Here is a 12,032-nt window from a genome sequence, read left to right as displayed (position 1 = left end):
TTGGTCAATAATGCCTCTTCTTTTTATCCCACACCGCTTACTACCGCCACTACCGGGCAGTGGCAGGATTTATTTGGCAGTAATGTTAAAGCCCCCTATTTTTTATCTCAGGCACTGGCCACTGAACTCGCCCGCCATAATGGTTGCATTATCAACATGGTAGACATTCATGCTGATAAACCCCTGGCCGAGCATAGCCTGTATTGCATGGCAAAGGCGGCACTTGGCATGATGACAAAGTCGCTGGCACGCGAATTAGCGCCTACAATAAGAGTGAACGGCATAGCGCCGGGTGCCATCTTATGGCCAGCACAGCCACTGGCTGAGCAGGACAAAAATGCGGTACTGGCGCAGGTGCCATTGCAGCGCTTAGGCAGTGCTGAAGATATTGCCAACACCCTGTTGTTTTTAGTGCAGGCGCCCTATATCACCGGGCAGATCCTGGCCGTAGACGGCGGGCGCAGTTTAGGCGGTGCCAGTAAAGCCTGAGCCTGAACACCCTGCAGCACTATGCAACGGAGGCGGTATGGACTTACTCAATAAAACCATCGATTGCCCGTTTTGCGGCCATCCTTGTCATGTTCAAATTGAAGTAACCGAAGAAGATCAGGACTACATAGAAGATTGCAGCAACTGCTGCAATCCAATCCATCTGGTGGTGCATAAAGACATACAGCATCATAAAGTACAGATTTTTGTTGACGCTGAAGACGAGCAATATTACTAACGCATATTCTTAGCCTGCAAAAGGTTTTGCTATACATGGCGTTAGTTGGCGTATCGCTCGGCCATCAGCCGCTCCACCGTCTGCACTATGGCCATGGTTTGCTGATCACATTCGATATTAAGCGTATCGCCAACTTGCTTTTGCCCCAGGGTGGTCAGTTGCAAAGTCTCTGGAATTAAATACAAGCTAAAGCCATCAGCATAGGTTTCCCCTACCGTAAGGCTGCAACCTTCTACCGCGACAAAACCTTTAGCCAGAATAAAGCGCATAAACCCGGGTGCCAGTGTCAGGCGCAGCCGCCACTCTGTCTCGTTATTACTGAGCTCTGTTAAGGTGGCCATTGTTTGCACATGACCAGAGACAATATGACCACCGATTTCGCTGCCAAAGCTCAGCGAGCGTTCCACATTCACCCAGTCCCCCACCTGCCATTGCCCCAGATTAGTTTTGGCCAGGGTTTCGGCTATCACATCAAAACTGACACTGCCCTCACTAAGGTCAAAGGCACTGACGGTTAAACAGACGCCATTAATGGCAATGCTGGCGCCATGCTGAACCCCACTCAGATGAGCAGTGCCTAAAGATAAGGTTAGCCGGCGGCCATAGGCTTGCTCGGTTACCTGGCTGATCTGTGCTGTGCATTGTACTATTCCGGTAAACATATCACCTCAGTTGTGCTACATTGCGCGCCAGTGATTGCGCACAACTCGACAAGAAAGCCAATATGTTACCCTTTTCGCGCTTTGAAGCCAGAACCATTTTAAAATTAACCGGCCCTATAGTGTTAGCTCAGCTTACGCAAACGCTGATGTATGTGATTGATACCATCATGGCCGGCCGTTTTGATGCCACCGATATGGCGGCACTGGCGGTAGCATCAGGTTTATGGTTGCCGGTGGTACTGACCATGCAAGGTTTATTGCTGGCATTAACGCCGATAGTGGCGCAGTACTATGGCAGTAAACAACATGAGCCGGTAAGCCATTTTACCCTGCAGTCGATGTATCTGGGTTTAGTGGTCTCCCTTTTGCTGTTTGTGCTGATGCGCTTTGCTCACTACCCTATTGATTTGCTGAATATGGCACCTGAGCTCAGAGCTAAAACCCTCGATTATCTGTATTTTGTCAGCTATGGCCTGTTCCCGGCGGCCGGTTACATAGTGCTGCGTAATTTATTTGAAGGCCTGGGCAATACTAAGGCCAGTATGTGGATTAGCTTTGTCGGTTTGCTGGTAAATATCCCGGCAAATTATATCTTTATTTACGGCAAACTGGGCATGCCGGCACTGGGCGGTGTGGGCTGCGGTATTGCCACCAGTCTGGTATTTAGTGCCATGTTTATTGCCATGCTGATTTACGGCTGGAGCAGCCGCAGCACCCGCCCTTACCGGCAGTGGCCTAAAAAACTTGGCGCTAACCTAAAAGATATCTGGTACATCATTTGCCTGGGCACCCCTATCGCCTTTTCGATTTTCTTTGAAGTCACCTTATTTGCCTGTATCCCACTGGCGCTGGTGCACCTTGGCCCGCTGGTGGTAGCCAGCCATCAGGTGGCCAATAATTACAGTGCACTGGTGTTTATGCTACCGCTCAGTTTTGGTTTAGCCACCACCATTAGAGTGGGCCATTTAGTCGGCCAGCAAAATATCCGGGAGCTGAAAAAAGCGGTGTCTACTGCCATTATTCTGGCTATTGCCATGTCCTTTGTTATTGCCTGTTTTACCTATGTGATGCGCGGGTATGTGGCCGCGCTTTATACTGCAGATCCGGCGGTTATCGCGCTGGCCAGCTCATTGCTTATTCTGGCCTGTTTTTATCAGTTATCTGATGCGATTCAGGTGGTGTCAGCCTGTGCCTTGCGTGGTATGAAGATCACCAAGCCGGTGTTTTACATTACCCTTATTGCCTATTGGCCAATCGGTTTTGGTTTAGGCGCCGTATTAGGCTTAACCGACTGGATAGTTGAGCCGATGGGCGCACACGGTTTCTGGATTGGTATTATTATTGGCTTAAGCACCGCAGCACTGTGTTTAGCCATTATTTTACGACAGCACTTAAACAGGATTGAACATGAAGCCTTGGCTCAGCCTGCTTATACTCCTTAGTTTAACCGCCTGTAGTGATGGCGCCGGCAAGGCGCAGTTGCAGGATTATCAGGCCAGACTCAGCCGGGTGCTGGCGCTTGATGTTGATAATACTATGCCCAGCCGCGTCATACCGCTGCCGGCACGCAGCGAGCTACAGCAAAGCCTGCCTGATATTCGTCTGGATATTACTGATGCACTGGCCACCCGGCAGTGCGCTTTGGATCAGCTTATCGCCGAGCGTAACAGCAGCCTGGGCCGGGTGTTTACGCTGAGCAAACAACTGGATTATGAGCTGCGTTTATTAGCGCGCCTGGAGCAATGCTTAGCTCAGGACTGGCCGCCGGCTTTACAACAGCAACTTGATGATATTTACCAGCAAAAACTGCAGAGTATTGAACCTGCATTAAACAATATGCTGTATGGCGATGATACCCTGCGCCAACAATGGCATGGCAAGCACCGTATGCTAACGGGCAAAGAGCAAAACGCCTTTCACGACACTATGAGTGCCTTGTCGCAGCTAGTGCATGTGCAGCAAGCCATCCGCGCGCAAGACTGGTCTGAGACGCTGACGGTGGATATTGAACAGGCGTTGTCCAACCTGTACCGCCATGATTTTTTAGCGCAACTGCAATATAGCCTGCGCTACAGTCAGGCCTGGTTTTCGGTGCTGAACCCGGCGTTACACAGCGTGGCGCCAGCAAGCCTGTGCCCACAACAACGCAGTACTGAACAACTACACATATTAACGACTGTGTTTCACAAATACTTTATCGGCGAGGTGCAAGCCTACCTGGCGCAACTGAGCTTTTACCAGCAAGAAATCTGGCCGCTTATTGCCACGCTGTACCAGCACAGTGCGCTCTACCCCAGCCTCGAGCAGCGTTACAGCCACAGCGCCACTGAGCTACGCCAGAGCATTTTGCAGCACGTAAATTGGTATCAGCAGCTTAACCAGCAATGCCCTGTTGGCCTCACCGCTCCTCAGGCAGGCTAAAAATCAGGCAAACGCGGGGCTAAACAACAAAAACACTTGCCAAGTAGCAACAGGCGCAATAACATACCCGCCGTTGTCAGCCATATACAAAAAGGCCAGCAACCAAAGTGTGCGTCCTTAGCTCAGCTGGTTAGAGCACTACCTTGACATGGTAGGGGTCGGTGGTTCGAGTCCACTAGGACGCACCAATATATTCAAACAACAACGCCGCCAAGCTTAATACGCTGGCGGCGTTTTTGTTTTTAGCTGTGTGCTTGCCTCAGCATTCTCTCTTATGATGAAGCTTCATACCACGGCGAATAATCACCGCTTAATTTTCTCCATCTTGCAGCATTTGGCAAGGTCATTCAGCAGTTAAGGATGCGTTCATCATGTTCTTTGATTGTCTGCATCGACGCACGCCTATGGTTGATTCTCGGCCAGCCGCGCTGCGGCGATATCGGCCAGCTTACTGTCCAGCGTTGCCCGGTTAAGCCACTGTCCGCGCACCATGACCCCGGCCGGGTGATACAGCGCGGTTAAATCCTGCAACGGGTTAGCGTCAAGTAGCAGTAAGTCGGCGCGCTGGCCGGCTTTTACCTGGCCAAAGCGGTCTTTATCAGCAAAGTACTCGCCGACCAGCACAGTGCCACTGCGCAAAATGTCATAATTACTGATGCCTGCAGCCGCCATTTCCGGTAACTCACGGCGTAGCGACAGGCCAGGTACACTGTATAACTGCGGCGCATCGGTGCCCATTAAAATAGTGACACCGGCGTTATGTAACTCACGCAGTAACAGCTGGCGGTTCTGTGCATGCAACGCCGCCGTTTTGCCACTGTAATAAGCACCACCGGGTTGTTGCAGATAACGTTGCCAGCCGGCCAACACCCCGGCCGGCATATATTTAAGCTCATCGTAGCGTAGCAGCTGTGCGAGATCCGAAGCACCGATAATGGTTCGCCACAGTGCCTGTGTTGGCACTACCGCCACATTATGTTGCTTGCTCAGCGCCACCAAAGGCGCCATATCGGCAGCGGTCAGCACTTTATCAAAACCGCCAAGGGCTGCCATATAGCCATCAAGATGATCAATAGTACGGCTACCGAGCAAAATCGCCTGCTCAATACCTACCGCTTCTGGTACATGACCGGCAAAGTCGATGCCTTGCTGTTTCGCTTCAGCGGCTATCGCCTGATACTGCGCTAGGCTCAAACCCGGGTGAATTTTCAGTAAATCCCAGCCCTGTTGTTTATGCTGGCGCACACGCTCCCGGGCTTGCTCTGCTGTTGTCACCTTATGCTGATTAAAACTGGGCCCAGCAAGATACAGCGTTGGCCCCAGCCGTTTGCCGCTGGCGATATCCTGTTTTAAGCGTAATTGCTGATCATGGCCCAGCATGCCGCGCACTGTGGTCACGCCACCGGCCAGATACAGCGTTAACACATCATCGAGATAACGCGCCGGCATGCCGCTGAAATCGGCCAGCGGCGGCACATGGCCATGCATCTCAGCCAAACCCGGCATTAAGTAACGGCCAGCGCCGTCAATTAAAGTAGCACCGTCTGGCAGCGCCAGCTCAGCTGCCGGCCCTACGGCAATAATACGGTCACCCTGCACCAGCACCCGTTGATTGCGCAATAGCTTGTCAGAGTCCATCGGTAACACGTGCACCTGGTCGAACACAGTAATAGCCGTATCGGCCACTGGTTTTTGCTGTGCCAGCAGCCAGTGATACACATCCTCTCCGGCATATACCTGGCGCCAGGCATCGTGTTCGGCCTGCTCCAGCATACTAAAGCGCACCTTGTCATGCCCCAGTTGGCGCAGGGTTTCTATGCCGGGGTAAAAGTAGTTCTTATTAATGGCCGAATCGCGCCCGGCAGCGAACACCCACAGCGGCGTTTGCGCCTTGGCAATTGGCGGCATTAAATCGGGATGGCCCCAGCCTACGACCGGGGCGAAAGCGGCAAATAACTGCGGGTGCCGACTGGCCATAAACCAGCTACCAAAACCACCATAACTGATGCCGGTTAAATATAAGCGACTGGCGTCGGTATGGTAGTTGGCCTGGACATTTTGCAATATAGCCAGCAAGTCCTGCTCTGCCCGCTCCCAACCATCAGGTAACAGGGGCGGCACAGCGCTCATATCAGCCACCGGTTCGGCCGGTACTATGGGTTTGACGGAGGGAAACATGTCTGGTCGTGGCGGGACACCAGCCAATAAACGTTTGGGAATATCCGCCGGTGAACGGTTGGCAATATACGGCAGCTGGCCCATGTTAAACATATGCAGTTGCGGTACTACGATAATAAACGGCAGGTCGCGCTTTTGTATCCAGGCTTCATATAAGGGGCCATGAATTAAGGTGTAATCCAGCTCATCCTGGCCATTACCCCGCTCGCCATTGCCGTGCAAAAACAGCAGTACCGGCCATTTTTTATCGGTATTGTCCTGATAGCCCGCGGGTAAATAAACAAAATACTGCCGGGCGCTATTATCGATAGTGCTTTGATATTCCGCCCGTAACAGCTTGGCAGCAGTATTGTGCCCTGACGTAGCACCACCGATACAGCCCCAGCTTAACAACACAGTAAACCAGGCAATCCAGCCCATAGCCTTTTTCATTTGAATGCTCTGCAACAATGACAGGGTAAACCATACTGCTATGTTCACAACCCGATGGCAACCAGTAACAAAGCAAAACCGCGAACGGTTTATGCCAAGAGCTCAATACAGTCTATCGGGCATACGGCAATACAGGTTGGTTTGTCATAATAGCCAATACACTCAGTGCACAGCAGTGGGTCTACCTGGTAATGTTGGCTAGCCATACTGATGGCATCATTCGGACACTCGGGTACACACATATCGCAGTTAATACAGCTCGCTTCAATTACCACTGGCATGCTTAACCTACCGCAGCGGCATCAATGACTGCAAGCTGCTGTGCTGGCAGCTGCTTTAGCAACATAGCAAAGCTAAGCTTTTGCTGTATCGGTAGCTTAACCTTAAGCTGATAACAAGCACCGGGTGCCAGCAAGATAGTGTTGTGTTGCTTATCGCGCAGTTCTTGTAACGTAAAACATCGATTACCCTGCGGTGACATTAAGATCAGGCTATCGCCCACGGCAAACTGGTTTTTCACCTCAACCAGCGCAAAGCCTTCGCTGTCCTGCTCGCCAATAAACTCGCCAACTAAGAGTTGCTCGCCGGCACTGTGGCTGGTGGCGTAGTTTTGGGTGTCTTGTGGTTTATGCCGCCTTAAAAAACCTTCGGTAAAACCGCGGTTGGCCATGCCGTCTAGCTCGCCAAGTAAATTGGCGTTAAAGGCTTTGCCTGCCGAGGCATCATCAATGGCCTGCCGGTATACCTGAGCGGTGCGCGCCACATAATAGGGTGACTTGGTGCGCCCTTCTATTTTTAACGAATGCACGCCCATGGCGGTCAGCGCCGGCACATGCTCAATAGCCCGTAAGTCTTTCGAGTTTAAAATATAAGTGCCGTGTAAGTCTTCATCAATGGCCATCAACTCGCCCGGGCGTCCCTGCTCTTCCAGCAGTGCTGGCGTGCTTATCGGCTGAAACTGCCCTACTTCATCCTCGGTGGCAGCATGCACCTGATAAGGCCAACGGCAACTGTTGGTACAAGCGCCCTGATTCGGGTCACGTTTATTGATATAGCCCGATAACAGGCAGCGGCCGGAATAGGCCATACAGAGCGCGCCATGCACAAAGACTTCCAGCTCCATATCTGGTACTTCTCGGCGAATGTCCGCGATTTCCTCTACCGCCAGTTCGCGCGAGAGAATAACCCGCTCAACGCCCTGCGCCTGCCAGAATTTAACTGCCGCCCAGTTTACCGTATTGGCCTGCACCGATAAGTGCAGTGGCAATTGTGGGAAGTGCTGGCGCCATAAATACACCACGCCAGGATCAGAGACGATAAATGCATCGGGGTTTAGCGCCACCACCGGCGTCATATCACTAACAATGCTTTGCAGCTTGCTGTTATGCGGCGCAATATTCACTACTACATAAAATTTTTTACCCAGCGCGTGCGCCTCGCTGATGCCGGTAGCCAGGCTGGCTAAGTCAAATTCATTATTACGCACCCGCAGGCTGTAACGAGGCTGGCCGGCATACACCGCATCTGCGCCGTAGGCAAAAGCCAGACGCATCGCTTTTAAACTGCCGGCGGGTGACAGTAGTTCGGGTTTTAACATAGGGTCTGCTCGAGCTATTGCAAAATGGCGGCTATTTTAACGCTCATGCAGCCATAGGCTTTGATCTGTCGCAACACTCTGTATAACTACACCACTTTTGAATAGCGCTGCTGGCCCTGGGATAAATAGGCATCAAAGCAGGCACAGATACTGCGAACCCAGAGCCGGCCGCTGTCGGTGACGATAATCCGTTCAGCGTAAACTTCTACCAGGCCGTCTTCCATAAAAGGCTGCAGCTGGTCTAATGCTTCGGCAAAATAGTGCCAGAAGCCGTCCAGCTGCCATTGCTGGCAAAACGCCTCAATATCTAATTCAAAATGGCAGATTAACTGGCTGATCAGCGCTGCGCGGATTTTATCATCGGTATTTAAGCTAAAACCACGCTCTACCGGTAAATGAGAGGCATGGGTTGCAGCATAATATGCAGCTAACTCTTTACTGTTTTGCCACAGCACGCCACTTACCTGGCTAATGCTGGATACCCCCAGGCCAATCAGCGCATCTTGCCCCGCAGTGGTATACCCCTGAAAGTTGCGCTGCAGCTTACCAGCCTGCTGCGCTTTGGCTAGGGCATCATCTGGCCTGGCAAAGTGGTCCATACCGATAAACTGATAACCGGCAGTAACAAAACGCTCAATCGCCAACTGCATCAATGCCAGCTTTAATGGCGCATCAGGCAGGCTACTATTGGCTATTTTACGTTGGGCAGCAAAACGCTCGGGGATATGGGCATAGCTGAATAGTGATATTCGGTCGGGGTTAAGCCGGATAATTTCATCGACCGTCTCAGCAAAACTGTCTGGTTGCTGAAATGGCAGACCGTAAATTAAATCCAGGTTAATAGAGCTGAAACCAAGCTCGCGACTCAGCGCCACCTGGTGGCGAATTAAATCAGTATCCTGCAGCCGGTTAATGGCAATTTGAACTTTTTCATCTAAATCCTGCACCCCGAAACTTACCCGGTTAAACCCCAGCGTGCGTAAATGCCTTAACTTATTATCGCTGCAGCTGCGTGGGTCAATCTCGATACTGATTTCAGCCTCAGTATTAATAGAAAAGTTATGCTGTAACAAGACCATTAAGCGGCTTAGCTGAACTTCGGTTAAAAAGGTGGGCGTACCACCGCCCAAATGCAGCTGATTAATCTTTTTGTTTTTCAACAGAGGAGCATAGAGTGCCATTTCCTGCGCCAACGCATCCAGGTAGATATCGGCTTTATGCTGATGACGGGTCACCACTTTATTGCAACCGCAGTAATAACAAAGCTTGTGGCAAAACGGGATATGCAAATACAGACTAAGCTCGTTTGCACTTTGCTCTATAGCAGTGCGAATGCAGCTGCGATCAAAATCAGTGCTCAATGCCAACGCTGTCGGGTACGAAGTATAACGCGGACCATTTATATTGTATTTACCGATTAACTTCGGATCCCACTGGATTGTTTGCATGCTAACCTCTTTATGACACGGTATTGTCTGGGGGTCATGCCTTGCTTTTTGCAGTTTGTTAACAAACTGCAAAAAGCAAGGCATGACCCCACTGCTATTCTAAGACTTAGCGCAGCACACTATATTGATCTGTCGCAGCTTTATTACCCTTTGTGGACTTAGCTGCCTGTTGATGTAACAAGCAGTTTAAGCCGTGATTACTCAAGTCAGGTAAAGGCTCTGATCCTCTGCTGTCAAACAAATTTGTACTTTTTACCGCTGTGCTTCACTGCATTGATTTATATCAAGTCGCATATCGCCATGGTCTCTACACTGAATACATAGTTTGACTACTCTACTAAACAGGGGCAGCCTGGTATGAACACTGAATCTAACGACACGCCTTTAGTCTATTCTTGCTCGGGCTCCTCTAATGTTGCGCAGCTGGCCAATGATCTTGCCGTGGTACTTGACCAGGAAGGCTCAGCGCAAATGTCCTGTATTGTCGCAGTGGGCGCTAAAGACAAACAACTGGTAAACATTGCTCAGTCGGGCCGGCCTATTCTGGCCGTAGACGGCTGCCCTCTTAACTGCGTAAAACACACCCTGGCCAGTGTAGATGTGGTGCCCACCTGGCATATTGAACTGACCACACTGGGTTATAAAAAACGCGACCATGAAAGCTGTGATTTAGGCGATGCCTACAAGCTACTACAAATGGTACATAGTGATATATTGCCGCAAGCACCGAGGCGGTTGTAACCCTATATTTTATGTTACATAAGCAACAAAATCGGTCACATTAATGTCATGACCAAACAGCGGCAACTAGAAGCTAGCATCTTTGCGATGATGCCATATCAGGTAAAGCCTTGGAAAAACGGCTAAGCCAGATGCGAACAGATATGTTGCATGCTTATCAGCACTTCACTGTCAGTCACTGCTGTACTGCTGGTTCAACTGAAGTAGATCCCATTTATTGCCGTATAAATCCTGAAATACAGCCACAGTGCCGTAATCTTCTTTTCTGGGCTGTTCGTTAAACTCAACCCCTTTAGCCTGCATGTCGTAGTAATCGCGCCAGAAATCGTTAGTGTGCAAAAACAGAAATACCCGGCCGCCGGTTTGATTACCAACAGCGGATTGCTGCTGCGGTGTGCTGGCTTTGGCTAACAATATGTGGCTGCCTGTAGAATTTGGCGGTGCAATCTCTACCCAGCGTTTACCGTTCCCTAAATCAGTATCGACTACCAAAGTAAACTGCAGCTTTTTAGTATAAAACTCAATAGCCTCATTGTAGTCAGCAACCAGCAGCGCAATATTGCCGATTTTTTGTTGTATGGTTTTTTGTTGCGCATGTTCTGCTATAGCTTCAGGCATCTGTATATTTCCGTTTTGCAGGTTACAGGTTCTATCGTATCTGTAACCGCGGGTGAAAGCAGCAGCTGCGTTAGCCGGCGCCACAAACACTGCAGTCTGGGTCTTTATTTAAAGCAAACTGGCCGCTGCCTGCTGTACTTTACTCAGCCCTATATCGGCTTCGCGATACAGTATTTGTCGTTCTGGGTTATATTCTAATTAACAAGAAATGTAAAATCAGGTGCTTTATGTTCGGTATACAAAGGAATGCGACATGCAATTGTCTGACATAATTTTGCCATTACAGTGGCAAGATATTTGCCTGGTCTTACAGCCGCATCTTTCGAATAACTTAAACCAGCTAGGTCGGCTTGAATCCGCATTTCGGTTGTTGCAAACGCTGCAACCAGTGCAATCGACTATGGGTATTTATGCAAACGTAATATCTGGCGAAAACGCTGTCTATATTTTTGGTATGGATGGCAGTTTCTTTGATTATCAGGATAGTCTGCCTGAGAATGAACGGGCACTTGCCAGGTACAACCTGAGTGCAACTAATTGGCAAGAATGGTTAGGCATGCAAATCTCAGCTGATTTCAAAGCCGGATTCAGTGCTCCTGAAATTGCAGCGCATTGTTTATTGGAAATGACGTTTTTTGGATACACTCCAGAACATATTCAACAAGCCATTGATAAAGCAATGAAAGATACCTAAGGGATCCCCACGAATTTGGCCATAGTATCAGCTCTTTTCCATTTTGATTACTGCCCAGTCTGACTCTACTGCCCAGAGCATGATTTGCCTTATTGCAGCTTGGATCTGCTCAATAGTTACCCCTAACTTTGCTACCTTGCATAGCCGCCGACCCAGGGAGTTAAACGATAATACCCGCCGGTGTTTAATGCTGTTCTCCTGGAACCGTAAGCGCATCCTGGCCATTTCTGCTGCCAGCCCAATCATGTAATGTAGCCAATTAGCTAACTCAGCCAGCAGCAACAGTACTTCCAGTCGTTCTCGCTTGTAAGTGCCGTGGGCATTGCTGCCAAGGCCGTAAGTCTGGCTTTTCTGGTCACGGAAGCTTTCTTCTATCTGCATGCGCTTGCCATAACATTTAGCAACTTTCGTTGTATAGTTAAAGCAATTGGGTAGTGACGATACCAGCAACCATGGCTCTTGCTCCAATCCACCAGAATGAGGGGCTGTTTGCCCTGGCGCAGTAAACGGGTCA

The 12,032-nt window shown here is 50.0% G+C and carries 12 protein-coding genes, 1 tRNA gene and 1 pseudogene; 7 read left to right on the top strand and 7 right to left on the bottom strand.

Annotation, left to right across the window (positions count from 1 at the left end; genetic code table 11):
- The coding region (locus V7D78_RS14245) for an SDR family oxidoreductase (RefSeq protein WP_333609122.1) at positions 1–489 on the top strand (489 nt) is incomplete at its 5' end.
- A gap of 37 nt (positions 490–526) precedes the next feature.
- Complete coding sequence (locus V7D78_RS14240; protein ID WP_333609121.1) at positions 527–727, top strand: CPXCG motif-containing cysteine-rich protein; 201 nt, start codon at positions 527–529, stop codon at positions 725–727.
- 41 nt (positions 728–768) lie between these two features.
- Here V7D78_RS14240 and V7D78_RS14235 read toward each other — a convergent pair whose 3' ends face one another.
- The gene (locus V7D78_RS14235) at positions 769–1,389 is read right to left on the bottom strand and encodes a riboflavin synthase subunit alpha (RefSeq protein WP_333609120.1); all 621 of its coding nucleotides are present in this window, start codon (positions 1,387–1,389) and stop codon (positions 769–771) included.
- A gap of 62 nt (positions 1,390–1,451) precedes the next feature.
- Here V7D78_RS14235 and V7D78_RS14230 point away from each other — a divergent pair, with 62 nt between their 5' ends.
- From V7D78_RS14230 to V7D78_RS14220, 3 genes are all read left to right on the top strand, one after another.
- Entirely contained in the window at positions 1,452–2,831 is a 1,380-nt protein-coding gene (locus tag V7D78_RS14230) for an MATE family efflux transporter (protein WP_333609119.1), read from the top strand.
- The gene (locus tag V7D78_RS14225) at positions 2,797–3,810 is read left to right on the top strand and encodes a DUF3080 family protein (protein WP_333609118.1); all 1,014 of its coding nucleotides are present in this window, start codon (positions 2,797–2,799) and stop codon (positions 3,808–3,810) included. The genes V7D78_RS14230 and V7D78_RS14225 overlap by 35 nt, the downstream gene beginning before the upstream one ends.
- Before the next feature lie 111 nt (positions 3,811–3,921).
- Positions 3,922–3,998, top strand: a tRNA-Val gene (locus tag V7D78_RS14220).
- A 214-nt stretch (positions 3,999–4,212) separates the two neighbouring features.
- Here V7D78_RS14220 and V7D78_RS14215 read toward each other — a convergent pair.
- From V7D78_RS14215 to hemN, 4 genes are all read right to left on the bottom strand, one after another.
- On the bottom strand, positions 4,213–6,468 hold the full coding sequence (locus tag V7D78_RS14215; RefSeq protein ID WP_333609117.1) for an amidohydrolase family protein: 2,256 nt from the start codon (positions 6,466–6,468) through the stop codon (positions 4,213–4,215).
- A 41-nt stretch (positions 6,469–6,509) separates the two neighbouring features.
- Positions 6,510–6,701, bottom strand: a complete 192-nt coding sequence (locus tag V7D78_RS14210) for a YfhL family 4Fe-4S dicluster ferredoxin (protein ID WP_333609116.1) — start codon at positions 6,699–6,701, stop codon at positions 6,510–6,512.
- Positions 6,702–6,703: 2 nt separating this feature from the next.
- Complete coding sequence (gene trhP / locus V7D78_RS14205) at positions 6,704–8,017, bottom strand: prephenate-dependent tRNA uridine(34) hydroxylase TrhP (RefSeq protein ID WP_333609115.1); 1,314 nt, start codon at positions 8,015–8,017, stop codon at positions 6,704–6,706.
- Between the two features lie 86 nt (positions 8,018–8,103).
- Positions 8,104–9,465 (bottom strand): oxygen-independent coproporphyrinogen III oxidase, encoded by a 1,362-nt coding sequence (gene hemN / locus V7D78_RS14200; RefSeq protein WP_333609114.1) that lies wholly within the window; start codon positions 9,463–9,465, stop codon positions 8,104–8,106.
- Between the two features lie 357 nt (positions 9,466–9,822).
- On the opposite strand from hemN, the gene V7D78_RS14195 reads away from it, so the two are divergent.
- Positions 9,823–10,206, top strand: a complete 384-nt coding sequence (locus V7D78_RS14195) for a putative zinc-binding protein (protein ID WP_333609113.1) — start codon at positions 9,823–9,825, stop codon at positions 10,204–10,206.
- A gap of 171 nt (positions 10,207–10,377) precedes the next feature.
- On the opposite strand, the gene V7D78_RS14190 is transcribed toward V7D78_RS14195, so the two are convergent.
- Positions 10,378–10,824 carry a VOC family protein gene (locus V7D78_RS14190; RefSeq protein WP_333609112.1) on the bottom strand — a complete coding sequence of 149 codons (447 nt, stop codon included), beginning with the start codon at positions 10,822–10,824 and terminating at the stop codon, positions 10,378–10,380.
- Positions 10,825–11,077: 253 nt separating this feature from the next.
- Between V7D78_RS14190 and V7D78_RS14185 the strand changes: the two genes are divergently transcribed.
- Positions 11,078–11,518, top strand: a complete 441-nt coding sequence (locus V7D78_RS14185; protein WP_333609111.1) for a DUF6557 family protein — start codon at positions 11,078–11,080, stop codon at positions 11,516–11,518.
- Positions 11,519–11,545: 27 nt separating this feature from the next.
- Here the strand turns inward: V7D78_RS14185 and V7D78_RS14180 are convergent.
- A pseudogene (locus V7D78_RS14180) lies at positions 11,546–12,032 on the bottom strand (hypothetical protein); the annotation flags it as partial.

The organism is Arsukibacterium sp. (assembly GCF_036735525.1).
Classification (GTDB): domain Bacteria; phylum Pseudomonadota; class Gammaproteobacteria; order Enterobacterales; family Alteromonadaceae; genus Alishewanella.
Note: the sequence above shows the minus strand (reverse complement) of the source record. Positions and strands in the feature narration are given on the sequence as shown.

Bases quoted from the DNA above. Each gene is read 5' to 3' on its own strand.
- V7D78_RS14185 (WP_333609111.1), top strand. From the start codon at position 11,078: ATGCAATTGTCTGACATAATTTTGCCATTACAGTGGCAAGATATTTGC.
- V7D78_RS14210 (WP_333609116.1), bottom strand. From the start codon at position 6,701: ATGCCAGTGGTAATTGAAGCGAGCTGTATTAACTGCGATATGTGTGTA.
- V7D78_RS14230 (WP_333609119.1), top strand. From the start codon at position 1,452: ATGTTACCCTTTTCGCGCTTTGAAGCCAGAACCATTTTAAAATTAACC.
- V7D78_RS14225 (WP_333609118.1), top strand. From the start codon at position 2,797: ATGAAGCCTTGGCTCAGCCTGCTTATACTCCTTAGTTTAACCGCCTGT.
- V7D78_RS14240 (WP_333609121.1), top strand. From the start codon at position 527: ATGGACTTACTCAATAAAACCATCGATTGCCCGTTTTGCGGCCATCCT.
- V7D78_RS14195 (WP_333609113.1), top strand. From the start codon at position 9,823: ATGAACACTGAATCTAACGACACGCCTTTAGTCTATTCTTGCTCGGGC.
- hemN (WP_333609114.1), bottom strand. From the start codon at position 9,465: ATGCAAACAATCCAGTGGGATCCGAAGTTAATCGGTAAATACAATATA.
- V7D78_RS14235 (WP_333609120.1), bottom strand. From the start codon at position 1,389: ATGTTTACCGGAATAGTACAATGCACAGCACAGATCAGCCAGGTAACC.
- trhP (WP_333609115.1), bottom strand. From the start codon at position 8,017: ATGTTAAAACCCGAACTACTGTCACCCGCCGGCAGTTTAAAAGCGATG.
- V7D78_RS14190 (WP_333609112.1), bottom strand. From the start codon at position 10,824: ATGCCTGAAGCTATAGCAGAACATGCGCAACAAAAAACCATACAACAA.